Here is a 25,094-nt window from a genome sequence, read left to right on the forward strand (position 1 = left end):
AATGGTGAGCGATCAATCGCGATATGACATCCAATCGGGATATCAGCGGCCATAGTCAGAGGGTTCGGTATTTCTCCGAGACCGAAAGGCTCCAATGAGATCCCTCCGGCATCCTCTCGCCGTCGTCGCGACGGCCGTCATGCTGGCCGTCACCGTCGTCGCTTCCTCCCTCTTCGCCGCCCCCGCGCTCGCCGACCCGCCCGAGGTGGCGCTGTCCTTATCGTCCGCGCAGGTCCAGGCGGGCGACCCGGTGACGGTCACCGTCACGGTCACCAACGTCCACTCCTTCACGGTCCTGAACGCGGCGGCACGCGTGTTCACCGCCCCCGCGGCCCTGCCGTCCTACGCCACGCTCACCGGATGCGCGGGCGCGGCGGGTCCCTGCACCACGGTCACGGACGGCGGCGGAACCCCCGTCGGCTTCCAGGCGCCGGTCGGCGCGCTCTCCGGGGGAGCCTCGGCCACCGTCACCTTCACGCTGTCCGTCGCGCCGGACGCCGCGCCGGGGGAGCGGACGTTCCAGGGCGAGCTGCGCGGCTCGAACTACGCCTCCGAGCTCGTCACCGGACCGGTGCTGACCGTGCTCGCCGAGGCCGACGCCGCCGTGGCCCTCACCGCCACGCCCCGGCTCGGCCTGCTCGTCCCGAGAATCGAGTTCAAGGTGCGGGTCACCGGCAACGGGCCGGGCGCGGTGCGCGACGCGACCGTCACGACGACGCTGCCCGCCGGGCTCACCGCCTCGCCCGGCGACTGCGCCGCCGGCCAGGGCGCCGTCACCTGCGCGACGGGGACCGTGCCCGCCGGGTCCTCGGTGACCAGGACGTTCTCCGTGCCGCTCGGGCTGCTCACCATCGGCGTCCCCTACACCTTCACCGCCACCCGCACGGCCTCCGACCCCGTGGACCCGGTGAGCGCCAACGACTCCGACCGGGTGCGGTGCACGGTGGTGTCGGTCGTGCTGGTGACCTGCGACTGACATACGACCCGCCGGGGACCCTCTCCGGTGGCGCGCCGCGGAGGGGTCTCCTCGGGGGCGGGACCGAGGCGGGCGGCCGATACCCTACCTGCCATGTTCCCGAAGACCCCGGTGTCCCGGCCCGTGCCGAGCCGCGAGGACGCCCGATGATCGGCGGCCTGGCCACCGCGCTGATCATCGGCGCGTTGCTGCTCGCCGCGGTGTGCGTGATCGTCGCGATCAGGAACAGGGCCATGGGGGTCGTGCTGCTCGTCGGCCTCGGGGTGCTGGAGCTCGGGCTGCTCGTGCAGGCGGGCATCGGCGTGGCCAAGGTCGTCGGCGGCCAGAGCCCGCACGAGACGGCCACGTTCATCGGCTACCTGGCCGGCACCGTGGTCATCCCGCCGGTCGCCGCGCTCTGGGCGCTCGCCGAGCGCACCCGCTGGGGGCCCGCGGTCGCCGCGGTGGCCTGCTTCGCGATCCCGGTCATGGTCGGGCGCCTGCTGCAGATCTGGCAGGGGACGCCGTGACCGCCGCGCCGGTCGGCACCGGACCGGGGCGCCTGCTGGTGGCGGTGTACGGCATCTTCGCGCTCGCCGCCGGCGCCCGCGCGGGCGTGCAGATCGCCACCCGGTTCGACGAGGCGCCGCTGGCCTACGCCCTGTCGGCGTTCGCCGCCGCCGTCTACGTCGTGCTCACCGTCGCCCTGGCCAGGGGCGCCCGCCGGACGGCGCTGGCGGCGTGCGCGATCGAGCTGGCCGGAGTGCTGATCGTCGGGACGCTCAGCCTGGCCGACCCGGCGGCGTTCCCGCACGCGACCGTCTGGTCCGGGTACGGCAGCGGGTACGTGTTCATCCCGCTGGTTCTGCCGCTGGTCGGCCTTTTTTGGCTTTTGCGGACCCGGCGGCCTGATTAGAGGGGACGACGGCGGGCAGGGCGATTTCCCGAGGCCACACGAAGGTCACACCAGAGGGAGGGAGCCCTGATGAGCACGATCGAGCACTCCGTCGACGTCGCCGTGCCCGTGCGCACCGCGTACAACCAGTGGACCCAGTTCGAGAGCTTCCCCGAGTTCATGGAAGGGGTCGAGTCGGTCAAGCAGATCGACGACACCCGTCTCGCCTGGACCGTCCAGGTCGCGGGCGTCCACCGCGAGTTCGAGGCCGAGGTCACCGAGCAGCGTCCGGACGAGCGCGTCGCGTGGCGCTCGCTGGAGGAGCCGCGCCAGGCCGGCGTGGTGACCTTCCACAGGATCACCGACGACACGACCCGGGTCATGCTCCAGATGGAGTTCGAGCCCGAGGGGCTCGTCGAGCAGGTCGGCGACAAGCTCCAGCTCGTCCGCATGCGCGTCCACGGCGACCTCGAACGCTTCAAGAAGTTCGTCGAGTCCAAGGGGCACGAGACGGGCGGCTGGCGCGGGGAGGTCCCGGCGCCCCTCGACGGCGACCACAGCGCCGCCGCGCGCACGGCGCCCCACGGTGACGTGCTGCACGGCACCGGCGCGACCGCGCCCGACCCCGCCTACGACCGGGCCGGCGCCGCCTACGGCGAGCCGGTGCCGCCGCAGCCGGTCCAGCGCGACTACCCGCCGGAGACGACGCTCCCGGCGCCCGGCAGCGGCCCGGTCTCGCCGACGGGCGACCCGCGCTGGGACGACGAGCCGCCGCTCAAGCCCGAGCGTCTGGCCTGACGACGCGGGCGCCCGGCACCACGGGCGCCTGAGGGGGGCGCGAAGGAGTGGGGGGCGGGGCGACCCGCCCCCTTCGCCGTTTCCGGGGTCGGTCAGCGAATGGCACAGCAGGAGTAAAGCGGACTTATCGGCGTCTGATACAGTAGCGGACATCCAATCATCCTATGAATCGTCCAGCCGCTGAACAGGAGGACCGATCCCGCCATGAGCGTGCTCACCCCCTTCGCGCCCACGACGCGCGGGCCGGGAAGAACGGGATCGCTTCCCTGGCTCATCGTGCTCGGCATCGTGCTCGCCGCGCTCAACCTGCGCACGGCCGTCACCAGCGTCGGCCCCGTCCTCGACCAGGTCAGCCGCTCCCTCGGCATGTCCGGCGTCGTGACGGGACTGCTCACCTCGCTGCCGGTGCTGTGCTTCGCGGTGTTCGGCGTCGTCACCCCCGCGCTGGCCCGCCGCGCCGGCGAGCACCGCCTCCTGCTGGTCGCGCTCGTCGCCCTCGGCGCCGGCCTCCTGGTGCGCGTCGCGGTCGACTCCTCCTGGGTGTTCCTGGCGGCCAGCGTGCTCGCCCTCTCCGGCGGCGCGGTCGGCAACGTGCTGATCCCGACGCTGGTCAAGCGCCACTTCCCGGGACGCGCCGGCGCGATGATGACCGTCTACACCACCGCCCTGGCCGTCGGCACCATGCTCGCCGCCGCCGCCACGATCCCGATCGAGCGCGCCGCGGGCGGCGACTGGCACGTCGCGCTCGGCGTCTGGGCGGCGCTGGCGGCGGTCGCCGCCGTTCCCTGGCTCGCTCTCCTGCGCCGCGAGCCCGCGCGCGCCCCCGGGCGCCGCGACGCCGGGCCGCGCGCCCTGGTCCGCAGCCGACTCGCCTGGGCCGTCGCCGGGTACTTCGGCACGCAGTCCCTCCTCGCCTACGTGATGTTCGGCTGGCTCGCCCAGATGCTCCAGGACCGCGGCTTCAGCAGCGCCGGGGCCGGGACGTGCCTCGCCGTCTTCTCCGCGCTCGGGATCCCGGTCGCGCTCGCCGTCCCCGCCGTCGCGGCGCGGCTCGCGAACCAGCGGCCCATGATCGCCGGGTTCGCCGTCCTCTACGTGATCGGGTTCGCCGGGCTGCTGGCGGGGCCGTCCGCGCTGCTCTGGCCGTCGGTGATCCTCGTCGGCGTCGGCATGGGATCCTTCCCGTTCGCGCTGACCCTGCTGACCCTGCGCACCCGCACCGCCGAGGCCACCGCCGCGCTGTCGGCCTTCGGGCAGAGCGTCGGATACCTCATCTCCGGGGCGGGCCCGATCGTGGTCGGCGTGCTCTACTCCGCCACCGGGGGCTGGACGCTGCCGTTCGTCCTGCTGTTCGCCGTGGTCGCGGCGCAGGTGCTCACCGGGTGGTACGCGGCGGGGAACCGCATGCTCGAAGACGAGGCCCGGTAGGGCCCGCCGCCGTGCGACCGCGGGCCCACGCAGTGGTCAGGTTCCGATAGACTGGGCCCGCATTCGCAAGGGGCTATAGCGCAGCTGGTAGCGCGCCTCCATGGCATGGAGGAGGTCTGGGGTTCGAATCCCCATAGCTCCACTCTCGCGAACCACTCGATACCGCCCCCCCCGAGGGCGGTATCGCCGTTTCAGGGGAAGGGCCGGAAGCGTGGACCGAACCAGGGTGCTGGTGCGGCGCGCCCTTCCCACCGACCCCGCCGTCCGCGCCTCCGCCTCCCTGTTCGTCACCGAGGCCGAGCGCCAGGGCCTGCGCGCCGATCGCCGCATGCTGTACGTGGGCACCGAACCCGCGAAGGCCCGCGTCGCCGCCGCGCTGCGCGTCGCGCCGGGCGAGGAGGTGCTGGCGCGCCGAAAGCTGCTGCTCGCCGGCGGCGTCCCGGTGCGCGTGGCCACCAGCTACTTCCGGATCGACCTCTTCGGCGGCACGCCCCTGAGCGACCCCGGGTTCGTCCGCCCCAGCCTGCAGGCCGGCATCGAGGCGCTCGGCCACCGCTTCGGCCACGCCGAGGAGGAGCTGATCGCCCGCCCGCCCGAGGACCACGAGGCGGCCACGCTGGAGCTCGCGCCGGGGGAGTGGGTCGTCCAGATCGTGCGCACCGGCCACGACACCTCCGGCACGCCGATCCACACCCTGGAGACGATCTGCGCCGCCTCCCGGCACGTCTTCACGATCACCCAGGTCGCCGGCGCCGACGAGTTCTAGCCGGCGGGGAAAACCCGTTCGCCGTGCCGGGGCGCGCCTTGAAACACTGTCCGGCATGTCCTGGACCTTCACCTCGCGCCTGGAGGAGTTCCCCGAAGCCGCCGCGGCGTGGCTGCGGGCCGATCCCACGCGCAACACCGTGCCGCTGACCGTGCTGAGCCGTCTGCGCCACGGCCTGTGGGCCGACGACCCCACCCTCGGCTGGCTGACCGACGGCGGCGATGTCCGCGGCGCCGTCATCCACACCCCGCCCTATCCCGTGCTGCTCGGCGACATCCCGCTCGGCTCGGTGGCGGCGCTGGCCGAGACGCTGCGCGGCCGGCCGATCTCCGGCGTGAGCGGCTTCAAGGAGCAGGCCGAGGCGTTCGCCGCCGCCGTCGGCCTCGCCGAGTCGAGCCGCATGGTCCAGCGTCTCTACCGGCTCGGCGACCTGCGGCCGCCGTCGTCCACCGGCACGTCGCGCCCGGCCGACGAGGCCGACGCGGGGTGGGTGGCCTCCTGGATGCGCGACTTCATGGCCGAGGCCGAGCCCGAGAACGCGGGCCGCGACTTCCTGCCGGAGATGCGGCACCGGATCGCCCAGGGCGAGATGGTGCTGTGGGTGGACGCCGGGCGGCCGGTCGCGATGGCCGCCTTCTCCCGCCCGATCAGCGGCATGTCCCGGATCGGGCCCGTCTACACGCCGCCGGGGTCGCGCGGGCGCGGGTACGGCTCGGCGGTGACGCACGCGGCCACCCGCGCGGCCCAGCGGGCGGGGGCCGATCTGCTGCTGCTGTTCACCGACCTCGCCAACCCGACGTCCAACTCCATCTACCAGAACCTCGGGTACCGCCCCGTCAGCGACTACGCCTCCATCGCGTTCGCGCCCCCGGCGTAGCGGCGCACGGCGGCGGCGTAGCGCCCGCTGAAGAAGCTCTGCGCCAGGACGGCCACCGGCCACCCCAGGCGGCTGTACCAGCGGCCCGGCCGGGTGAAGGCGGCGACGGTGAAGACCAGTTCCCCGCCGGGGCCGGCCTCCAGCAGGAAGGACTCCTCGCCGCACTCCGGATGGCCCGGGAGCGTGCCGTAGGCGAACCCGGCGCGGTTCTCCTCCTCGACGGTCCAGATGACCCGGCAGGGGGCCGTCAGGGCGAGCGGGCCGATCCCCAGGCGGTTCACGACCACCGCGCCCGGCGTCGCCCGGGGCGCGGTGGCCCGGGGCCGCAGGCCGAGCGCGGAGTGCACCCGCCAGGTCAGCAGGGCGTCGGCCGCGCGGCCGAGCGCGGACGCCTCGCCCACGGTGTACCGGCGCCGCAGGTGGTGGTAGCCCGGCGGGAGGTCTCGGGCGCGGGTGGCCCCCACATCGGCGTAGGTCGGTCGCGCGGTCAGGTAGCGCTTCGGGTCCATGACGCTCTCCATCTCCCAAGGTCTCCAGGGGTTTCACAGGGGCCGCAGCCTGCGCCAGGCGGCCACCCCGCACAGCGCGAACCCCGCGGCGTTGCACACGCCGTGGGTGGCGGCCATCCACGCGATCGACGGGTGGGGGAGGCCGGTGGCCTCGCCCAGGGCCCAGCTCAGCGCGAGCAGCATCGTGGCGGACAGGACCGCGGCCGAGACGGCGAGCAGAGCGCCCGTCAGGCGGTCCCCGGCGAGGCGCCGCACCTGCGTCCAGGTCAGCAGGCCCACCAGCCACATGCCCGCAGTCAGGACGATCGCACCCGCCAGTTCCGCCCAGTCGCCGACGAAGTAGCCGGCCAGCACCAAAGCCGTCCCGCAGGGCACCGTCAGCGCGGCGGCCCTGGAGGCCCTCCGCTCCCCGGTGGCGCGGCACACCAGGCCCGCGACCAGCGCGGCGGCGAACCCGGCGTAGTGGAAGTGCGCCACGGTCAGGGCCAGGATCGGCGGCTTGAACCCCATCAGCGGATGGCCCGCGCGTTCCCAGAGCAGTGACACGCCCGCGACCGACGGGGCGGCGAGCGCGGTCAGCACGGCGACCTCGCGTGGCGACGGCAACCGCCGGCGCAGGCGCGTGGCCGCGTGCGCGGCGAGCACGGCGGTGGCGAGCGCGTAGGGGACGGCGAGCGCGACGGCGCCAGGACCGCGGGGAAGCCAGAGCGAGAACGCGCCCGGCACGGCCCCGGCGATCCAGGTGATGCGGACCGCGCGCGGGACGTCGACCAGCCGCAGCCCGAGAGGGACCACGATGAGCATGCCGGCCATGATGATCACATTGACCAGGGGGACCATGCCGCCTCCGGTTGAACGTGTTCAAGACACTTCTGACGGCACGGTATCAGGGCGCGGCGCGCGGGATATTCCGGGGTCGCATTATGGGCGGCGATGCCGCCCGGGAAGGGCGGGTGATACGGACATTTACGACATAAGACGCGCGACTCATGTTTCTTCGTCTATACTGTTAACTCCACATCATGACTCCACTTGACTTTGTGAGTGGTATCACCCTATTTAATGGAGAGGCAGATACTCCTCCGGCGTTGGGTGGACGGAATGGCTGTGGGACGCTCGCGCCCGGTGCATCGGGCGGCGCAGGCCGAGGCGTTCGACAAGATCGGCGACAGGTACGACGAGGCCTTTCCTTACAAGGGCGGTCAGATCGCCTCCACGGAATGGATCCTGCGCAAGCTCCGCCCCGGCGCCCGCGTGCTGGACGTCGGCTGCGGCACGGGCGCGCCCACGGCGCGGCAGTTCATCGAGGCCGGCTGCGAGGTCACGGGCATCGACATCTCGCCCGTCATGCTCTCCATCGCCGCCCAGAACGCGCCCGAGGCCGACCTGCACCTGCTGGACGTCGTCGAACTGGACGACACGCTCGGCCGCTTCGACGCGGTCGCGGCGTACTTCTCGCTGTCCATGCTGCGGCGCGAAGAGATCATGGCGTCCCTGCTCCGCCTGCACGAGGTCCTGGTCCCCGGCGGCTGGCTCGGCCTCGGCATGGTCGAGATGGACATGGACGACGCGCCGGTCCGCGTCCTCGGCACGCCCATGCGCATGACCGGCTACGGCCGGGCGGCGCTGCGGGCGGTCGTGCAGGAGGCCGGTTTCTCGGTGCGCGAGCAGATGGACCTGGCGTACGTGCCGGCCAGCGAGAACGACCCCTTCGAGATGCAGCTCTTCCTCAACTGCCGGAGGAACACCTTCTGACCGCGGCGCGCCGTGCCCGGCCGCGCGGCCGGTCATGTCAGGGCCGGTCCTGTCAGAGCCGGTCATGTCAGGGCGGCGAACACGCCGGCCCCGATGAGGGCGACCGCCCAGGCCAGGTCGAGGTTGAACCACGCCCGGCGCAGCACGGACACGCCGAGCCGCTCGTACACGACGACCGCGAGCGTGGCCGTCACGGCCAGCATCGCGGCGGTGTGCACCCCGGCGGCCGTGAGGGTCTCGCGGCTGAGCGCGAGCGCCGCCCGCTCATGGCCCGCCAGCGTGACCGGCAGCAGCATCAGCCCCGCGCCGTGCGCGGTCGCCATGAGGAACGACCACCCGGCGAGCTGCCACCCCGTGACGCGCATGCCGACCCAGCGAGGGTGGCGCCGCCGCAGCAGCTTCCACAGGCCGAACCCGCACACCAGCGCCGCCACGCCGTACGACACCGCCCGCGGCGGGGTGGCCATCCGGACGGCGGCCACGAGCGCCAGCGTGACCAGCACCGACCCGGCGTGCCCGAGCACGATCGGCGGCAGCGCGCCGAGCACGGCGCGCCGCGACCGTTCCTGCAGGCCGAGCGCCACCGCGAACAGCCAGCCCATGGCCGGGTTCAGGCCGTGGAAGGCGCCGAACCCGGCCAGGACGAGCAGTTGGGTCAGCTCCATGCGCCGCTCAGGGGTAGCAGTAGGAGTCGGAGGAGGAGTCGCCGCCCTGCAGCCTCACCTGGTGCGGCCGGCGCCCGTCGGCGGCGAAGTCCACCAGGAAGGCGGGGTCGAGGGCGATCGAGCCGTCCTCGGCGATGTCGGCCTTGACCAGCCACCCGTCGATGCCGTCGGGGTAGAACACCTCGTCCCAGGACCGGTAGAGGGAGTTGGTGAAGTACGCCCGCCTGCCGTCCCTGCTGACCTCGACCATCTGCGGGCCGCCGTTGCGCGGCGTGCCGGGGGAGCCCGGGTGGGCGGCGCGCCCGGTGATGCCGCCGACGCGCACCGAGCCGGTCTGCCGCGGGTTCAGCGGGTCGGACACGTCGAAGGCGAGCAGCTCGCCGGTGCCCCACGCCGAGACGAGCAGGATGCGGTCGTCCAGGGTGAGGGAGATGTCGCTGACCAGCGGCGGGACCGCGCCGAACTGCTTGAGCGGCTCGGGCAGCAGGGCCGGGTCGGCGGGTTCGGCCGGGATCGTGATCGTCTTCTTGGCCTTCCAGACGCCGTCCTCCAGGTACCAGGTGAAGATGTTGGCCGACAGGTCCTCCACGCTGATCACGGTGTTGACGAACCCGTAGGTCTTGGTGGGGTCGTGGGCCGGGCGCAGCTCGAGCGCCATCTGGTGCTGGTCGCCGAGGTCGATCTCCTGCTGGTGGGTGCGCTTGCGCAGGTCCCAGACGTGCAGCTTGTGGCCGTACCGGCGGCCGACGAGCAGATCGAGGTCGGGGCCGGCCTCGATCATGTTGGGCGTGCCCCACTCGCTGGTGATCATCGTGTCGTGGCCGAGGTGCCACCAGAAGTCGTAGTGCAGCCGCTGCGGCCCCCGGTCGGCCTCCCAGGGGCCGAGGGGCTCGAAGGTGTCGTGGTCGAGCATGAACACGCCGCCGGGCGCGTCGCCGTCCACGTTGCCGAGCGCGCTGACGTAGATGGCGTCCGTGCCGCAGTGGACGGTGTGGGGACGGCTGTAGCCGGTGCGCTCGAAGATCACCTCGGGTTCGATGGTCTTGACCAGCTTCGGCCGCGCCGGGTCGTCCTTGACGTCGAACACGTAGATGCGCGAGGAGCGCAGCCCCGGGACGACGAGGTAGCGCCGCTCGACGTGCGGGTGCGGGGCGTAGGGGCACAGCGCGGCGCTGCACACGTTCCACCCGAAGTGGTGCAGCTCGTCGCCGGGCACGGTCATGTCGTGCACGCCGACGACCGTGCCGTAGGCGGGGGAGTCGGGGTCGAGGTCGACGGTGGCGAGTCCGTCGGGCCTGCCCTCCCCCTGGGTGTCGAGCAGGGCGACGTACGCCAGCTTCTCGCGCGGCGCTCTCATGGCCTCGCGGGCGGAGGGATAGAACGTGGGATCGGGTTGGATGAGCACATGACCCCCTTCGGACCGGTTCGATAACCTATCAATCTTGTAGGGAAACGTGGACTTGTCCAGAGTGACCAGGGCTTTACTCCTGGTACGTCCGGAAAGTCCTGTGCCGGTGGGGAGATCGGGGGGTCACGGCCGGATCGCGGTTCGCCGTCGCTTGCGTGACGGCCCCGGCGATGTCCTTCGGACCGGTCGTCCTAAGGGGTGACGCCAAGGAGGCTCCCATGAAGACGCGATACCTCACCGGTGCCGTTGTGGCCCTCACCTTCTTCCTGTCGGCGTGCGCGGCCGGGGAGCCGGTGAGCACGCAGTCGGACGGCGGCGCGCACGCCCCCGCCCCCACCGCGCCCGTACCGCCAGAGGAACGGCGCCCCTCCTCCTCCAGCTCGCCCGCCGAACGTTCCCCCGCCGAACTGTCCACGTTCGCCCTCGACGTCGACACCGCCTCCTACGGGTACGCCAAGACCGCGCTGAAGGACGGCCGCCTCCCCGCCCCCGGCCAGGTGCGGCCCGAGGAGTTCGTCAACGCCTTCCGCCAGGGGTACGCCGAGCCGCCGGGCGACGGCTTCTCCGTGCAGGTGGACGGGGCGCGGCGGGACGGCGGCGCGCTGCTGCGGGTCGGCCTGCAGACCAGGACCACCGACACGGCCGCCAGGAGACCGGCCAACCTGACCTTCGTGGTCGACGTGTCCGGCTCCATGGGCGACCCGGGCCGGCTCGACCTGGTCCGCGAATCCCTGCACACCCTCGTCGACCAGCTCGGCCCCGGCGACGCGGTGGCCATCGTCTCCTTCAGCGACCAGGCGCGGCTGCGCCTGCCCATGACCGGCGCCGACCGGCGCGAGGACCTGCACGCGGCGATCGACACGCTGGCCGTGGAGGGCTCGACCAACCTGGAGGCCGGGCTGGTCACCGGCTACCAGGAGGCCTCCCGCGCCTTCCGGCCGGTGGCCACCAACCGCGTCGTCGTCCTGTCCGACGGCCTCGCCAACACCGGCGACACCACCTGGCAGGGCATCCTCAAGCGGGTCGAGGAGCACGCCGCGCGCGGCGTCACCCTGCTGTGCGTGGGCGTCGGCCGCGACTACGGCGACGCCCTGATGGAGCGGCTGGCCGACAACGGCGACGGCGCGGCGATCTACGTCAGCTCGCGGGAGGACGCCCGCCAGGTCTTCGTCGAGCGGCTGCCCGCCGCCCTGGACCTGCGGGCCCGCGACGCCAAGGCGCAGGTGGCGTTCAACCCGGCCACCGTCGAGTCCTACCGGCTGGTGGGCTACGAGAACCGGGCGCTGGCGCAGGAGGACTTCCGCGACGACACCAAGGACGGCGGCGAGGTCGGCCCCGGGCACGCGGTCACCGCGCTGTACGAGGTGCGGCTGAAGCCGGGCGCCTCCGGGCAGCTCGCGGTGGCGACCGTCCGCTGGCTGGACCCCGACAGCCGCGCGCCCGGCGAGGCCAGCCGCGCCCTGGAGGTCGCCGGGCTGTCCGGCTCCCTGTGGGAGGGCGCCCCCACGGCGCTGCAGGTGGACGCGGTGGTCGCGGGCTTCGCCCAGCGGCTCAGGGGCGCCGGGGACGGCCTGCTGACGGAGAACCTCGGCGACCTGTCCGACCAGGCGACGCGGCTCGCGGCCCTGACCCAGGACCCCATGGTGGCCGAGCTGGCCGAGCTGATCCGCACGGCGGCGTCGCTGCGGTGACGGCGTAACCGGTTCGGCGCGCCCGGCGATGTCCGATACACTGGCGTCGCGCCAGGCGGAGTCTCGCCTGGGGCGACTGAGGGGCTATGGCGCAGCTGGTAGCGCGCCTCCATGGCATGGAGGAGGTCTGGGGTTCGAATCCCCATAGCTCCACCTCGGTTCATCCCGCCGTCCGGCCGACGATCACGATTCCGGCCGGGCGGCGAACGTGTGGCGGTAGGTCAGCGGCGCGACGCCGACGGTGGCGTGCAGGTGCTGGCGCAGGGAGGTCGCCGTGCCGAAGCCCGCCCGCGTGGCCACCTGGTCCACCGGCAGCGCCGTCGACTCCAGCAGATGCCGGGCGTGCTCGACCCGCTGGAGGGTCAGCCACCTGGCCGGGCTCAGCCCCGTCTCCTCGCGGAACCTGCGCGTGTAGGTGCGCACGCTCATGCGGGCGTGCCGGGCCTGCGCGGCCAGGTCCAGGGGGTCGGCGAGCCGCTCCAGCATCCACGCCCGCGTCGGGGCCGTCGTCGCGCCGCCGGGCTCGGGGAGGGGCCGCTCGATGAACTGCGCCTGACCGCCCTCGCGCCACGGCGGCGTCACGCACCTCCTGGCCACCCGGTTGGCGATCTCGCTGCCGTGGTCGCGGCGGAGCACGTGCAGGCACAGGTCGATGCCGGCCGCGACGCCCGCCGAGGTCAGCAGGTCGCCGTCGTCGATGAACAGCACATCAGGGTCCAGGCGCACCCGCGGGAACAGCGCGCGGAAGCGGGGGGCCTCCCTCCAGTGCGTCGTGGCCCGGCGACCGTCCAGCAGCCCGGCCGCGGCGAGCACGAACGCGCCCGTGCAGATCGACATCATGCGCGACCGGGTCGCCGCGTCGCGCAGGGCGTCGCGCAATTCCGGATCGATCGTGCCGTCGTTCACCGGCCCGCCGCCGTGGATGCCGGGGACCAGGACGGTGTCGGCCGTGGCCAGCACCGACAGGTCATGGTCGGGGAGCACGCGGTAGCCCGCGGGGCCGCGGACCGGGCGCCCGCCGGGCGAGCAGGTGACCACCTCGTACAACCGCCGGTCGTCCCGCCGGGCGATGTGGAAGACCTGCCCGGGGATGCCGAGGTCGAGGGTGGCGAAGTCGTCGAGCGCGACGACCACGACGCGATGGGTCATGGCCGGATTCTTGCACATATTGGCTATCAAGCCACTCGTCCCGAACGAGATCAAATCCGATGATGGTCGGCATGACCTCGACGACTGACGTGGTACGGAGATGGCGTGTCCACCGGGCCTGGGTGGTGGCCGGCGTCGCCTTCGTCGCCATTCTGGGGGCCGCCGGGTTCCGGGCGACGCCCGGCGTGCTCATCACCCCCCTGGAGGACGAGTTCGGCTGGACGCGCGGCACCATTTCGCTGGCCATCTCGGTGAACCTCACCCTGTTCGGCCTCGTCGCGCCCTTCGCCGCCGCTCTGATGGACCGCCTCGGCATGCGCCGCGTGGTGACCTTCGCGCTGCTGCTCGTCGCCCTCGGCAGCGGCCTGACCGTGCTCATGACCGCGAGCTGGCAGCTCGTCGCGCTGTGGGGCGTGCTGGTCGGCCTCGGCACCGGCTCCATGGCGCTGGTCTTCGTGGCCACCGTCACCGACCGGTGGTTCGTCCGGCACAGGGGCGTGGTGACCGGCCTGCTCACGGCCGCGGGCGCCACCGGCCAGCTCATCTTCCTCCCTCTGCTCGCCTGGCTGGCCGAAGGACCCGGCTGGCGCGTCGCCGCCCTCGCCGTGGCCGGGTCCGCGCTCGCCGTCGTCCCACTGGTGTGGTTCCTGATGCGCGACCGCCCCGAGGACGTCGGCCTGACCGCGCTCGGCGCCGCGCCGGACGCCGTCCCCGTGCCCCCGTCCCATGGAGGCGCGGCGGCGCGCGCGGTGCGCGTGCTCCGGTCGGCGGCGCGCACCCGCGCGTTCTGGTTCCTGGCCGGCGGGTTCGCGATCTGCGGGGCCAGCACCAACGGGCTGGTCGGCACCCACTTCATCCCCGCCGCGCACGACCACGGCATGCCCGAGACCATGGCGGCCGGGCTGCTCGCGCTGATCGGCGTCTTCGACATCGCCGGCACCGTGCTGTCGGGGTGGCTCAGCGACCGGGTGGACCCCCGCGTCCTGCTCGGCGTCTACTACGCGCTGCGCGGCGCGTCCCTGCTGATCCTGCCCACCCTGTTCTCGGCCACCACCGAGCCCAGCATGCTCGTCTTCATCATCTTCTACGGGCTGGACTGGGTGGCCACCGTGCCGCCGACCGTCGCGCTGTGCCGCCGCTTCTACGGTCCCGACGGCGCGGTCGTGTTCGGCTGGGTCTTCGCCGCCCACCAGGTCGGCGCCGCCATCGCCGCCGTGCTCGCCGGGCTGGCCCGCGACCACCTCGGCCAGTACGACGCCGCCTGGTACGGCGCGGGCGCCCTGTGCGCGCTCGCCGCCCTCGTGTCGCTGCGCATCGGGCGCGGGCCCCTCCCCCCGGCCACGCCCGCGCCGCCCGTGCAGGAGGCCGCCCCGGCGGAGGCGGGCAGGGCGTGAGCCCGGCGGGTCCGCCGCCTGAGATCCTTGGTGCCGTGAACCCGCCAGACCAGAGAGTGCTCCCGCTCGTCGTCAGGATCGAGCGGGCCGCCCCGCCGCAGCGCACCGACGCCCTGGAGGCCGCTGCGCTGGCCGTGCTCAGCCTGCTCAACGACGAGCGGGCCCTGAGCGGCGAGTGGGCCGAGCCCGTGACCGTCTGGGAGACCATCGGCATCAGGAAGGTCGTCCGCCGGGCGCGGGGCGGCGAGTGGCGGCGCGTGCTGGACCTGCCCGGCATCACCGTCGCCGTGCGCTCCGCCGAGGTGCGCGTCCACCCGCCCGTCCCGCTCGACGCCTGGCCCAAGGACCTGTCGCGGCTCCAGGTCTCCGGCACCGACCTCGCCGACACCGCGCCCCCCGGCGAGCCCGCGCCCGGCGCGGCGATCCTGTGGCTGAACCCCTCCCTGGAGATGTCGGCGGGCAAGGCCATGGCCCAGGCCGGGCACGCGGCGCAGCTCGCCTGGTGGGGCACCGACGAGCCCGCCCGCGAGGCGTGGCGGGCGGACGGCCTGCCCGTCGCGGTGCGCGTCGCCGGGCCGCGCCGCTGGTCCGCCCTGGTGGACAGCGGGCTGCCCGTCGTGCGGGACGCGGGGTTCACCGAGATCGAGCCCGGGTCGCGCACGGTCGTCGCCGACGCCCCGTGGCTACGGGCCGGCGGCCACCGCCCGGCCGGCTGGGGGCCGCTGCGCAACCCGTCGCCGTGACCCGTTGACCGGACGGGAAAGCTCAGGTCAGAGGCCAGGAAAACCCCGCGCGCGGCGGGTACTCGTTCCCGAAGTGTGATCGGGGCGTCGGACGGCCGGGCGGAATATGCCGTACGCTCCCAACGTGCCAAATGGGGTGGGTGGGAACTACGGCAAAGCCGTCCCGACGTACGTGGCGGCAGACGCGGAGACCGCGCCACTTCCCAAGGTCACGGCGGAGGCGCCGCCGTCGGCCGAGGACCCGGAGCCGCGCCCCAGGCGTTCGCTGATCGCGCGCCTCGGCGACCTTCCGATGCGCGTCATCTACCGCCTGCTGGTCGCGGCCGTCACCGTGCTCGCCGTCGCCGTGGCCGGGCTCGTGCTGTTCGTCACCCGCTCCCCGGCCACGGGGACGCCGGCCGCCGCGCACCCGGCGCCCGCCGTCACGGCCGCCGCGCCGGTCGTCTCCCCGGCGGCCTCGGCCTCCGTTTCGACCTCCCCGGCGGCCTCCGTCTCGGCGTCGCCGGTCGCCTCGCCCGCGGCGTCCCCGGCCTCCTCGGCGTCCGGGTTCTCGCCCGGCGTCTCCTCCGGCCCGTCGCCCGCGTCCGCCGCGTCGGCGTCCGCCGGCGTCGTCGTGCCGCCCGCCTCGCCGGCCGTCTCCGCGTCCACCGGTGCCGTCGTGCCGTCCGCCGGGGTCACGTCGTCCGCCGGAGCCTCCCCGAGTTCGCCGGCCACCCCGTCGCCGTCCGCGAGCACGGGCAAGACGCCGCTCGCGGCGGCCCAGGCCGACCCTCGCATGCCCAAGCTGCCCCGCGACCGCAAGCTCACCAACTACCCCGGGCGCGGCGGGCCGACGAAGGGCCGGGTGACCGACAAGCGGTCCGGCATCTCCTTCGCCCGCTTCGCCAAACAGTGGAAGCTCGCCAAGTCGGCGCCCTTCGGCACCCGGCGCACGCTCCCGGCGGTGAAGGGAACCGGATACCGGGGCCTGCTGGCCTCCTGCCCGGTGCCCATCGCCGTGCAGGACGACCTCAAGGACACCGCCTTCCTGGCCGCGCGCTGGACTCTCAACCACCACCCGCACGGCGCCAAGATCGCCTGGACGGCCTCGCAGCCGATCAAGGTGGGCAAGCGCAAGGGCTGGCTGCTCGGGTACCGCGTCCTGTACAAGCTGGGCGGCAAGAAGCGCGCCGCCACCGCCGCCGTCGCGCTCGTCGACGTCCCCGACGGCAAGCCCGCCCTGCTGTTCGTCTCGATCCCCGACGCGCAGAAGAAGCGCAGGGCCGACATCAACACCGTCGTCGCCAGCCTGCGCGCCCTGTGATCGTTCCCGCCGCCGTACCGGCGGCGCGGGGCGGTGCCCTAGGCTCGTAAGACATGACCGAGATCGTCCTCGCCTCCGCCTCTCCCGCGCGGCTCGCGCTCCTGCGCAGCGCCGGGCTCGACCCCAAGGTGATCGTCAGCAACGTCGACGAGGAGGCCGCGTCGGCCCGCTACGCCGACGCCCCCGCCGAGCTGTGCCTGGTCCTGGCCCGCGCCAAGGCGTCCGCCGTCGCGGCCGGCCTCCCCGAGGGGCTCGTCATCGGCTGCGACTCGGTCCTGGAACTGGACGGCCGCGCCCACGGCAAGCCCGAAACGCCGGAGGTGGCCGTCGAGCGGTGGCGCGCCATGCGCGGCCGCACGGGGACGCTGTACACCGGGCACTGCGTCATCGACGCCGCCACCGGCGCGCAGGCGTCCGCGGCGGGCGCGACCGTCGTGCGCTTCGGCACGCCCGGCGACGACGAGATCGCCGCCTACGTCGCCACCGGCGAGCCGCTGCGCGTGGCGGGGGCGTTCACGCTGGACGGTCACGGCGGCTGGTTCGTCGAGGGCATCGACGGCGACCACGGGAACGTGCTCGGCATCTCGCTGCCGCTGGTCCGGCGCCTGCTCGCCGAACTCGGCGTCCAGGTGACGTCGCTCTGGAAACAGGGATCTCTCCACTGATCGTGCGACGAACCGGGCGGAAGGCGCTAGCCTGCCGGGCATGAACAGCATGGGCCGGCCCGTCCGCCGCGGCGTCGGCGGCTTCGCCGACGGCGTCAGATATGTCCTTCGTGGTCTCGGCTGGGTCGCCCGCAATCCCCGCCAGTGGCTCTTCGGGCTCATCCCCGCACTGCTCGCGCTGGTCCTCTACATCGTCGCCCTGGTGCTGCTCGGCACCTACGCGGGCGACCTGGCCGCCTGGGCGACCCCCTTCGCCGACGGCTGGAACTCCGGCCTCCGCCAGACCGTGCGCGTGCTGCTCGGCGTGGTGATCTTCGCGCTCGGGCTCGTGCTGTCGGTCCTCACGTTCACGGCCGCGACGCTCGCGATCGGGGAGCCGTTCTACGAGAAGCTCTCCGAGCGGGTCGAGCAGGACCTCGGCGGGCTGGAGGCCGTGCCCGAGGTCCCGCTGTGGCGGTCCATCCCGAGGTCGCTGCGCGACAGCGTGATCACCCTCGGGTACGCGCTGATGTTCACGATCCCGCTGTTCGTCCTCGGGTTCGTGCCCGTCGTCGGGCAGACCGTCGTGCCCGTGCTGGCCGCCGCCGTGTCCGGCTTCTTCCTGACGGTCGAGCTGACCGCGCTGGCCATGGAACGCCGCGGGCTGGCCCGCAAACAGCGCTTCGCCGTGCTGCGCGGTGACAAGGCCCCGGCGCTCGGCTTCGGCGTGCTGCTGTTCCTGATGTTCCTGGTGCCGTTCGGCGCGGTGGTCGCGATGCCCGCGGCCGTGGCCGGCGCCACGATCATGGTCAGGGAGCGCCTGGCCCCCGGGCCCGCCGCCCAGGGACACGCCCCGAGACCGGTACACCCCTGAACCGGATTTCCGGCTCGGTGGACCAGGTGACGAGGGGCGGGCGGACGGCCGCGCAGAGGGGCAGCCCCTTGGCGTCGGTGAGGCACAGCCGGGCGTGCAGCGATCCGGAGGCCAGTGCGGCCCTGGCCACGGCCGGGGGGACGGCGTCGAACATGAGCTTGGCGCGCTGGAACATCGTGAACGCCCCGGCGTCGTCCACGGTGCCCCAGGAGAGGTAGACGAACCGGGCCCCGGGGCGTCCGTGGACGTACGGCCCCCGGATGTCGACCGCATCCATAGGCGCCTCGACGGCCTGGCACTCGATCGTCCACAGGGCCGCCGGGGCGTCGCCGGGGACGATGCCCATGATCTCCCTGGTCCGGTCGCGCCGCTGCACGCCGACATGCACGTTGCCGTACCCCGGGGATGTGCCGTCACCAGCGCGAACACGCCCCGGCAGCCCGGTCCCGTGTATGTGGATCAGCATGGGCCCATCTTCGCGCACGCGGGCACGGGCACGCACGCGCCCTCGTTCCGAACGCGCCTCGGTTCGTTGTCCACAGAACGCGCTTCGGCGCCGGTGGTGCCGCCACGGATCCGCGAACGTGTGCGCCATGACACCGACACCGATCCTCCTCACCTCACCCGACGACATCCTCGGGGCCGTTCCCTACCTGCTCGGGTTCCACCCCGCCGACAGCCTCGTCGTGATCGCCTTCACGGGCCGGGGCGCGCAGGGCAGGCTCCGCTTGACCACCCGGTGGGACCTTCCGCAGCCCGCCGGCGCTTTCGACCGGCTCGTCCCCCTGCTCCGCCGCGAGAACGTCACGCACGTCATCCTGGCCGGGTTCGGCCCCGGCCCGCTCGTCACTCCCGCCGTGGACGAGGCCCTGCGGCTGTTCGGCGGCGCCGGCGTCGAGGTCATCGAGGCGCTGCGCGCCCACGAAGGGCGCTACTGGTCCTATGTGTGCGGCCGGGTGGAATGCTGCCCGCCCGAGGGACGCGCCTACGACACGGTGGCCGGCCCCGTCGCGGCCCGCGCCACCGTCGGCGGGCTCGTCGCCCTGCCCGACCGCGAGACCCTGCGACGCTCGGTCGCGCCCCTGCACGGGGCGGCGCGGGCCGCGATGTCCGAGGCCACCCGCCGCGTCGCGGCCGAGATCCGCGCCGGCCTCCTCTCCGTTCCCGACCCCGCGCACGTGCCGCAGGCATACGTCGGCGAGGCGCTCGACCGCGTGCGCCGCTGCCTCGCCGCGTTCCCCGGCCACGGTCCTCCGCCCGACCCGGAGGCCGCGCGGCTCGGCTTCGACCTGGCCGTCGTCCGCGTCCGCGACGAGGCGTGGACGTTGATGGACGACGCGACGCAGGACGTCCACGTGGCGCTCTGGGCCGATCTCACCCGGCGGCTCGAAACGCCCTTCGTGCCCCCCGTCGCCTCCTTACTGGCCGCCGCGGCCTGGCGACGCGGCGACTGCGCGCTGGCGGGCATCGCGGTCGAGCGCGCCCTGGCCGCCGACCCGTCCTATTCGATGGCCGGCCTGCTCGCCGAGGGCCTCCGCCGCCTCATCGGCCCCGACATCCTGCGCGACCGCATGCCCACGTCCGAAGACCTCGACGCCGCCATGGGGCCGCCCCGCATGGACTGGCTTCACCCGCTGCTCCCGCTCCTCGACACCCACTCCGTCTCCGACCCCGACCGGAGGTGACGGCCTTTCCCCGAGCTTCTGGAGGTCCGCGTGGACCTATTTGAAAAACCCCCCGCGGAGGATGGGCAGGGGGAGGGGAAAGGGGGGAGTTCGGCGGCGCTGGGGTTTGAGGGAGAGGGGTGCTCGGGAGGGAGCAGGAGGTTATTGCTCGGAGTTGTTTCGGCGGCGGTCGTTGTAGGCGCGCATTCTGCCGGGATAACCCGTGAGCTGTACGTCGTACACAGGGAGGGCGAGTCCTCGTGCCACCTTGATGATGACGGCGGGGGAGCCGACCCTGCGGCGGGTCCATTCACCGTCGTGAGCCACGGCGACGGCGGTGGTGTCGGTGGCGAACGTCTCCGGCTCGACGTAGAACTCGACGCCCTGCCGGGATTTCGCGAAGGCTATGAGCGCCTCGATGTCGGCGTCATTGGCCTCACGGTCGAACTTCGCGATCTTGCGGCCACGGAGCCGACGAATTCCATAGCGATCACGCCATCTCATATCCCCTTGTATACCTGGACTCGGCCCCACATGTGCGGCTCCGGGCCACATCGGGGATGGCTCGGGGATGTTCCGGATGGACCCGGGCCGCCGCGGTCCCGAAGATGGGGTGGACGGCTGTTCCGATGGGAAGGCACGGGGCTCTAATGGCAGGGGCAGTGAGACAACCCGCGACATCCACGACCGGAGGCTGGGGGCCCGCGCCTCACCTTCGCGGCGCTCAGCACCCCCAGCTCCGGGTGACCAACGACGACCGTGACGGGGTGGTCGAGCTGGTCACCTCCGCTTACGCGGAGGGTCGCCTCAGCAAGGACGAATTCGACGAGCGGCTTCACCGGGCGATGACGGCGCGCGTGCACGGGGATCTGGCGCCGATCGTCGCGGACCTGAACGCCGTGCCGTCCGTGCCGCCGCCGCCCATGCCGCCCGCGTGGCCGGGGCAGCCGCGCTCCTGGCCGGGGCACGGCTACGCCGCGCCGCCGACCGGCAACGAGCGGCTGGGCGCCGCGGCGGCTCATCTCCTCCCGCTCTGCGGGCTGTTCTTCGTCGGCCCGCTGATCATGCTGCTCACCGGAGGGCGGCGCTCGGCGTACATCAGGCGGCACGCGATCGAGGCGCTCAACTTCCACCTGACGGTGCTCGGCGCGACGTTGCTGTTGCCGTTCACGGTGATCGGCATCGTGCTGATCCCCTTCATCTGGATCCTGGCGTTCGTGCTCAGCATCGTCGGGGGAGCGGCCGCGCTCGGTGACGGCCGGTTCACCTACCCGCTCACGGTCCGCCTCATCAAGTGACCCGCGAACGGGACCGTACGGCGGCGAGCGCAGGGGGAGGCGTTCAGCGGGCGAGCACCTGGTACTTCACGGTCATCGTGCCGGCGCTGAGGCTGCCGATGGCGTCGAAGGCGGCACGTGACAGGTCCAGGCACCGGCCGCCGATGTAGGGGCCGCGGTCGTTGATGCGGACGGTCACGGAGGCGCCGCTGCCGGGGTTGGTCACCCGTACCTTGCTGCCCATGGGGAGGGTCTTGTGGGCCGCGGTCATCGCGTTGGGGTTGAACCGCTCGCCGCTGGCCGTCATCTGGCCCTCGTCGTAGTAGGAGGCGCCGCACCTGCCGGAGGCGATCACCTTGCGGGCGGGCTTCTTGGCCTTCTTCGTCTTCTTGGTGCCGGCGCCGGTCGAGGCCTTCTGCGGTCCGGCGCTCTTCTGGGTCGGGGCGCTGGACGCTTCGCTCGAATTCTTCGACTTGGAGATCCTGCCGACCGGTTCGGCGGCCTTCGTGCGATCAGGGGACGGGGACGCCTCACCCGCCGACGATGGGCCGGCCGGGGTGTCGCCGGGCGGTGTGGGCACGGGGGTCGGGGCCAGGACCCCTTCTCCGGGGGACGTGTGCGGGGAGGCCGCGTCGAGCGGCCACGTGACGGCGAGCGTGCCGTCCGTCGCGCTCGGACCGGTGACGGAGGCGATGGTGGTCTGCCGGGCGGTGACGGCGCCCGCGGCCGGGCCGGCCGAGTCGTCGCCGAGGGCGACCCACGCGCCCGCGGACGCGGTGGCGACCACGGCGGTGGCGGCGATCACGGTGCCCCAGCGCCGCCTGGCGCCGCCGTCGGGTTCGGAGGGCGTGTCGAAGTCGTGCCGGCGTGCCGGAGCGCTGTGCTGACCCAAGGGAAACCACTGTCCTAGGTAGGGAACAAGGACGCGGGACGACCGGCGCGGGGGAGCGCCGGAGGCGGCGGACGGACGACACGCCGCGGTCCCGGACACCGAATGGGCTGAAATGGCCCACTGGGTAATGCCCAGCACCATACGTGATAAATGCCGGGCAAAGTGAAGTCATGACAACGTAAAGTGACTCACTTCACACGAAAAGTGATCATGCGTGGGCGGGGTGTTCCCTGCTCTGAGCAGCGATCTCGCAGGGGTTCACGGCCGCCGGGGCCGTGGCTTCACCCGGCGTGGACGTCCAGGCCGCCGAGCCAGCAGAAGGGCGAGCGCCGAGCGGCGTGCCGGCCGGCTCGGCGGCAGCGGTGTGAGGGCCACGGACGGGCCTTTGGGAGGGCGTCTGGGGCGGATTGAGACCGCCGCCGTGAGGTGATCAGAGAAGGAGCTGGCGGACCGAGTCGACGGTGTCGGCGTCCTCGGGGCTCTTGTCCGGGCGGTAGCGCAGGACGCGGGCGAACCGCAGCGCCATGCCGCCCGGGTAGCGCGGCGAGCGTTGGACGCCGTCGAAGGCGATCTCGACCACCATCTCGGGACGCAGCCGCACCATCCACTCGTCGCTCGGCCCGTCGGCGATCGCCAGGAACCGCTCGGTCTGCCAGGCGAGGAGCTCGTCGGTGAGGCCCTTGAACGTCTTGCCCAGCATGACGAACTCGCCCGACTCTGGATCGCGGGCGCCGAGGTGCAGGTTGGACAGCTTGCCCTGCCGCCGCCCGTGCCCCCACTCGGCGGCCAGGACGACGAGATCGAGCGTGTGCCGGGGCTTCACCTTGACCCACCCGGCGCCGCGACGCCCGGCCGCGTAGGGGGTGGCGGGCGACTTGGCCACCAGGCCCTCGTGCCCCTGCCGCAGCACCTCGGTGAAGAACGCCATGCCCTCTTCGGGATCGGAGGTGACCAGGCGCGGCGTGATCAGCCCGGCGGGCACGGCCCGCTCCAGCGCCGCGTGACGTTCGCCGTCGGGCAGGTCCAGCAGGTCCTCGCCGTTCACGCGCAGCGCGTCGAAGAAGAACACGCTCAACGGCGTGGTGCCGCGCAGCCGCTCTGTCTCGATCTTGCTGGCCACCCGGCTCGCGGTCACCTGGAACGGCTCGGGACGGCCGTCGGGACGCAGGGCGATCACCTCGCCGTCCAGCACGAGGTCCTCCGCGGAGAGGCCCAGCACCGCCTCGACCAGCTCGGGGACCTGCGCGGTGATCTCGTCGAGCGTGCGGGTGAAGACCTTCACCTCGTCCCCCGAGCGGTGGGCCTGGACGCGGACGCCGTCGAGCTTCCACTCCAGCGCGACCGGGCCGCCCCCGAGCTTCTCGAACGCCGCGGCGACGTTCGGCGCGCTCTGCGCCAGCATGGGGGCGACGGGGCGGCCCACCTCCAGGCGGAAGGACCGCAGCGCCTCCACGCCGCCGGTGAGCGCCGCCGCGCCGACCGCGGGGAGCCAGCCCCGCAGCGTCAGGGCGCGCCGCACTTCGGCGGCGGGTGTCGCGGCGGCCTTGGCGACCGCCTCGATCATGACGCCGTTCAGCGCCCCCTGGCGCATCTCGCCGCCGAGCAGGCGGAGCAGGAATGCCTGTTCCTGGGCCGTGACCGAGCGGAACAGGCGCTCCAGCAGATCCTTTCTGGCCGCTTGGGAGCCGGGGCCGGACTGCGCCTTGATGCTGCTGAGCAGGGCGTCCACCTCGGTGAGCGACGCGGTCGCGATCTGGCGCGGCTCCGGCAGGTCCTGCAGGCTGCGCCATCCGACGCCGATCTGGCGCTGCGGAAGCTCGCCCGACAGGTAGGCGACGGCGATCTCGGCCTCGTCCGGCTCGACCCTGCTCAGCAACTCGGCGAGGTGCCGGATCTTGGCGAGGCGCGCCGGATCCGCGGCGACGGCGGACGAGGTGCGGGCGAGGTCGATGAGCAGCACAGTCCTCATCGTGCCAGTTCAGGGCGGCGGATGCTGCCGCAGGTCGCCATAAGGGTCATATGCCGCATCCTGTCCGCCAGGGAAGGATGGCGGTGCCGTCCCGGGGAGCGTGATATGTCCTGTTACCAGGTGCGATGGAGCCCACGAGAGGCCGACGGAAATCGGGTGGAGTGTGCCGTCGTGGGCGGCCACCATGGGCGGGTGGAGACCTTCCTGGTGACCGAGCGGCTCCGGCTGCGCCCCTTCACCGAGGCGGACGCCGGCCACGTCCACGCGCTCGACGACGACCCCGCGGTCATGCGCTTCATCAACGGCGGGCGGCCGTGCTCGTGGGACACGGTCCGCCGGGAAACCCTGCCCCGCCTGATGCGTCCCTACGCCTGGCCGCCGGGCCGTGCCTACTGGGCCGCCGAGGAACGGGACGCCGGACGCTTCGCGGGCTGGTTCGAACTGCGGCCCCTCGACACCGGGCCGGACGTGGCCGAGCTGGGATACCGTCTGCCCACCCGCGTGTGGGGCCAGGGGTACGCCACCGAGGGCGCCCGCGCCCTGATACGCGAGGCGTTCACCGAGCTGGGCCTCCGGCGCGTGATGGCCCAGACGATGGCCGTCAACACCGGTTCCCGGCGCGTCATGGAGAAGTCCGGCCTGACCTACGTCCGTACCTTCTTCCAGAACTGGCCCGAATCCATCGACGGCTCAGAACACGGCGAAGTCGAATACGCCCTGACCCGCGACGAATGGCTACCTCGAGCCCTCTGAATGAGGGGAGGCCTAAGAACGCGAGAAGCCCTGCCGGTACCGAAAGAAACCTCGGCCACTGGTGAACCGCGCGTCCTGGCTGAGAGGTGATGGCCCCTGCCGCGCCGCTGTGTGGGTCCGGAGGGCCGGGGGCCGTAGTGCCGTGGTGGGTGGGCTTGACCGGGTGGGCGGCGAGCCGGGTCACCACGGCACTTGGGCGGCTGGAGGGGTCAGTTCACTCCGAGCAGGTCCACCACGAAGATCAGGGTCTCGCCGGGCTTGATGGCGTTGCCCGCGCCGTGGTCGCCGTAGCCGAGGTGCGGCGGGATGGTGAGGCGGCGGCGGCCGCCCACGCGCATCCCGGCCACGCCCTGGTCCCATCCGGCGATGACACGGCCGCCGCCGAGCGGGAACTGGAAGGCGTCGCCGCGGTTCCAGGACGCGTCGAACTCCTCGCCGGTGGAGAACGCCACGCCGACGTAGTGCACCTTCACCGTGTGGCCGGGCTTGGCCTCCTCGCCATCGCCCACGGTGATGTCGACGATCTCGAGGTCGGCCGGCGCTTCGCCCTCGGGGAAGTCGATCTCGGGCTTCTTGAGAGCCACGTGTTCTCCTTGTTTCACAGTTCGTTGACGGTGCGCGTCCATGGGATCGGCCGCGCTGGGACCGGACCGTCGACCGGGGTCCCCGGCCGACCGCACGACTC

At 73.1% G+C, this 25,094-nt stretch carries 27 protein-coding genes and 2 tRNA genes; 19 read left to right on the top strand and 10 right to left on the bottom strand.

Going from position 1 to position 25,094, the window contains the following annotated elements:
* Positions 1–94 precede the first annotated feature (94 nt).
* The 8 genes from BJ981_RS28540 (at position 95) to BJ981_RS28575 (ending at position 5,719) form a co-directional block, all read left to right on the top strand.
* Positions 95–976, top strand: coding sequence for a COG1361 family protein (locus BJ981_RS28540; RefSeq protein WP_184616534.1), 882 nt, complete (start codon positions 95–97; stop codon positions 974–976).
* A gap of 146 nt (positions 977–1,122) precedes the next feature.
* The gene (locus tag BJ981_RS28545) at positions 1,123–1,485 is read left to right on the top strand and encodes a hypothetical protein (protein ID WP_184616535.1); all 363 of its coding nucleotides are present in this window, start codon (positions 1,123–1,125) and stop codon (positions 1,483–1,485) included.
* Positions 1,482–1,871, top strand: a complete 390-nt coding sequence (locus tag BJ981_RS28550) for a hypothetical protein (protein ID WP_184616536.1) — start codon at positions 1,482–1,484, stop codon at positions 1,869–1,871. The genes BJ981_RS28545 and BJ981_RS28550 overlap by 4 nt, the downstream gene beginning before the upstream one ends.
* Before the next feature lie 69 nt (positions 1,872–1,940).
* Positions 1,941–2,648 carry an SRPBCC family protein gene (locus BJ981_RS28555; RefSeq protein WP_184616537.1) on the top strand — a complete coding sequence of 236 codons (708 nt, stop codon included), beginning with the start codon at positions 1,941–1,943 and terminating at the stop codon, positions 2,646–2,648.
* A 204-nt stretch (positions 2,649–2,852) separates the two neighbouring features.
* Positions 2,853–4,076, top strand: a complete 1,224-nt coding sequence (locus BJ981_RS28560) for an MFS transporter (protein WP_184616538.1) — start codon at positions 2,853–2,855, stop codon at positions 4,074–4,076.
* 69 nt (positions 4,077–4,145) lie between these two features.
* Positions 4,146–4,218 (top strand) — tRNA-Ala (locus tag BJ981_RS28565).
* Positions 4,219–4,287: 69 nt separating this feature from the next.
* Positions 4,288–4,842 (top strand): UTRA domain-containing protein, encoded by a 555-nt coding sequence (locus BJ981_RS28570; RefSeq protein WP_239139551.1) that lies wholly within the window; start codon positions 4,288–4,290, stop codon positions 4,840–4,842.
* Between the two features lie 55 nt (positions 4,843–4,897).
* Positions 4,898–5,719 (top strand): GNAT family N-acetyltransferase, encoded by an 822-nt coding sequence (locus tag BJ981_RS28575; protein WP_184616539.1) that lies wholly within the window; start codon positions 4,898–4,900, stop codon positions 5,717–5,719.
* Here BJ981_RS28575 and BJ981_RS28580 read toward each other — a convergent pair.
* Both BJ981_RS28580 and BJ981_RS28585 read right to left on the bottom strand, forming a co-directional pair.
* On the bottom strand, positions 5,686–6,228 hold the full coding sequence (locus BJ981_RS28580) for a DUF1990 domain-containing protein (RefSeq protein ID WP_184616540.1): 543 nt from the start codon (positions 6,226–6,228) through the stop codon (positions 5,686–5,688). The genes BJ981_RS28575 and BJ981_RS28580 overlap by 34 nt on opposite strands.
* 33 nt (positions 6,229–6,261) lie before the next feature.
* Positions 6,262–7,068 (bottom strand): YndJ family protein, encoded by an 807-nt coding sequence (locus tag BJ981_RS28585; RefSeq protein WP_184616541.1) that lies wholly within the window; start codon positions 7,066–7,068, stop codon positions 6,262–6,264.
* Positions 7,069–7,329: 261 nt separating this feature from the next.
* Between BJ981_RS28585 and BJ981_RS28590 the strand changes: the two genes are divergently transcribed.
* On the top strand, positions 7,330–7,983 hold the full coding sequence (locus BJ981_RS28590) for a class I SAM-dependent DNA methyltransferase (RefSeq protein WP_184616542.1): 654 nt from the start codon (positions 7,330–7,332) through the stop codon (positions 7,981–7,983).
* A 62-nt stretch (positions 7,984–8,045) separates the two neighbouring features.
* Here BJ981_RS28590 and BJ981_RS28595 read toward each other — a convergent pair whose 3' ends face one another.
* Both BJ981_RS28595 and BJ981_RS28600 read right to left on the bottom strand, forming a co-directional pair.
* Positions 8,046–8,648: a hypothetical protein gene (locus BJ981_RS28595; RefSeq protein WP_184616543.1), complete on the bottom strand. Its 603-nt coding sequence runs from the start codon at positions 8,646–8,648 to the stop codon at positions 8,046–8,048.
* A 7-nt stretch (positions 8,649–8,655) separates the two neighbouring features.
* On the bottom strand, positions 8,656–10,053 hold the full coding sequence (locus BJ981_RS28600) for a selenium-binding protein SBP56-related protein (RefSeq protein WP_184616544.1): 1,398 nt from the start codon (positions 10,051–10,053) through the stop codon (positions 8,656–8,658).
* Positions 10,054–10,274: 221 nt separating this feature from the next.
* Here BJ981_RS28600 and BJ981_RS28605 point away from each other — a divergent pair, with 221 nt between their 5' ends.
* Together BJ981_RS28605 and BJ981_RS28610 are read left to right on the top strand one after the other, a co-directional pair.
* A complete protein-coding gene (locus BJ981_RS28605) occupies positions 10,275–11,747 on the top strand; it encodes a vWA domain-containing protein (RefSeq protein ID WP_184616545.1) in 1,473 nt (490 codons plus the stop codon).
* A gap of 80 nt (positions 11,748–11,827) precedes the next feature.
* Positions 11,828–11,900, top strand: a tRNA-Ala gene (locus tag BJ981_RS28610).
* A gap of 30 nt (positions 11,901–11,930) precedes the next feature.
* On the opposite strand, the gene BJ981_RS28615 is transcribed toward BJ981_RS28610, so the two are convergent.
* A complete protein-coding gene (locus tag BJ981_RS28615; RefSeq protein ID WP_239139552.1) occupies positions 11,931–12,896 on the bottom strand; it encodes a GlxA family transcriptional regulator in 966 nt (321 codons plus the stop codon).
* A 71-nt stretch (positions 12,897–12,967) separates the two neighbouring features.
* Here BJ981_RS28615 and BJ981_RS28620 point away from each other — a divergent pair, with 71 nt between their 5' ends.
* From BJ981_RS28620 to BJ981_RS28640, 5 genes are all read left to right on the top strand, one after another.
* The gene (locus BJ981_RS28620; RefSeq protein WP_184616547.1) at positions 12,968–14,290 is read left to right on the top strand and encodes an MFS transporter; all 1,323 of its coding nucleotides are present in this window, start codon (positions 12,968–12,970) and stop codon (positions 14,288–14,290) included.
* 35 nt (positions 14,291–14,325) lie between these two features.
* Positions 14,326–15,033, top strand: a complete 708-nt coding sequence (locus tag BJ981_RS39460) for a peptidyl-tRNA hydrolase (protein ID WP_204070544.1) — start codon at positions 14,326–14,328, stop codon at positions 15,031–15,033.
* Between the two features lie 124 nt (positions 15,034–15,157).
* Complete coding sequence (locus tag BJ981_RS28630) at positions 15,158–16,336, top strand: hypothetical protein (protein WP_184616549.1); 1,179 nt, start codon at positions 15,158–15,160, stop codon at positions 16,334–16,336.
* 53 nt (positions 16,337–16,389) lie between these two features.
* Entirely contained in the window at positions 16,390–17,001 is a 612-nt protein-coding gene (locus BJ981_RS28635) for a Maf family protein (protein ID WP_184616550.1), read from the top strand.
* A 40-nt stretch (positions 17,002–17,041) separates the two neighbouring features.
* Positions 17,042–17,854 (top strand): EI24 domain-containing protein, encoded by an 813-nt coding sequence (locus BJ981_RS28640; RefSeq protein ID WP_239139553.1) that lies wholly within the window; start codon positions 17,042–17,044, stop codon positions 17,852–17,854.
* Here the strand turns inward: BJ981_RS28640 and BJ981_RS28645 are convergent.
* Positions 17,790–18,320, bottom strand: coding sequence for a DUF5990 family protein (locus tag BJ981_RS28645; protein WP_204070545.1), 531 nt, complete (start codon positions 18,318–18,320; stop codon positions 17,790–17,792). The genes BJ981_RS28640 and BJ981_RS28645 overlap by 65 nt on opposite strands.
* Positions 18,321–18,447: 127 nt before the next feature.
* Here BJ981_RS28645 and BJ981_RS28650 point away from each other — a divergent pair, with 127 nt between their 5' ends.
* Entirely contained in the window at positions 18,448–19,539 is a 1,092-nt protein-coding gene (locus BJ981_RS28650) for a DUF4192 domain-containing protein (protein ID WP_184616551.1), read from the top strand.
* Between the two features lie 141 nt (positions 19,540–19,680).
* On the opposite strand, the gene BJ981_RS28655 is transcribed toward BJ981_RS28650, so the two are convergent.
* Entirely contained in the window at positions 19,681–20,022 is a 342-nt protein-coding gene (locus BJ981_RS28655; protein ID WP_184616552.1) for a hypothetical protein, read from the bottom strand.
* Between the two features lie 239 nt (positions 20,023–20,261).
* Here BJ981_RS28655 and BJ981_RS28660 point away from each other — a divergent pair, with 239 nt between their 5' ends.
* Positions 20,262–20,816, top strand: coding sequence for a DUF1707 and DUF4870 domain-containing protein (locus BJ981_RS28660; protein ID WP_239139554.1), 555 nt, complete (start codon positions 20,262–20,264; stop codon positions 20,814–20,816).
* A 43-nt stretch (positions 20,817–20,859) separates the two neighbouring features.
* Here the strand turns inward: BJ981_RS28660 and BJ981_RS38675 are convergent, their stop codons facing one another.
* Both BJ981_RS38675 and BJ981_RS28670 read right to left on the bottom strand, forming a co-directional pair.
* Positions 20,860–21,687: a septal ring lytic transglycosylase RlpA family protein gene (locus BJ981_RS38675; protein ID WP_275422325.1), complete on the bottom strand. Its 828-nt coding sequence runs from the start codon at positions 21,685–21,687 to the stop codon at positions 20,860–20,862.
* A 430-nt stretch (positions 21,688–22,117) separates the two neighbouring features.
* Positions 22,118–23,656 carry an ATP-dependent DNA ligase gene (locus BJ981_RS28670; RefSeq protein ID WP_221315396.1) on the bottom strand — a complete coding sequence of 513 codons (1,539 nt, stop codon included), beginning with the start codon at positions 23,654–23,656 and terminating at the stop codon, positions 22,118–22,120.
* 171 nt (positions 23,657–23,827) lie between these two features.
* On the opposite strand from BJ981_RS28670, the gene BJ981_RS28675 reads away from it, so the two are divergent.
* Positions 23,828–24,409, top strand: coding sequence for a GNAT family N-acetyltransferase (locus BJ981_RS28675; RefSeq protein WP_239139555.1), 582 nt, complete (start codon positions 23,828–23,830; stop codon positions 24,407–24,409).
* A gap of 209 nt (positions 24,410–24,618) precedes the next feature.
* Here the strand turns inward: BJ981_RS28675 and BJ981_RS28680 are convergent, their stop codons facing one another.
* Entirely contained in the window at positions 24,619–24,993 is a 375-nt protein-coding gene (locus BJ981_RS28680) for an FKBP-type peptidyl-prolyl cis-trans isomerase (protein WP_239139556.1), read from the bottom strand.
* Positions 24,994–25,094: the final 101 nt, after the last annotated feature.

Origin of the sequence: Sphaerisporangium krabiense (assembly GCF_014200435.1) — a bacterium.
In the GTDB taxonomy this organism is placed as follows: domain Bacteria; phylum Actinomycetota; class Actinomycetes; order Streptosporangiales; family Streptosporangiaceae; genus Sphaerisporangium; species Sphaerisporangium krabiense.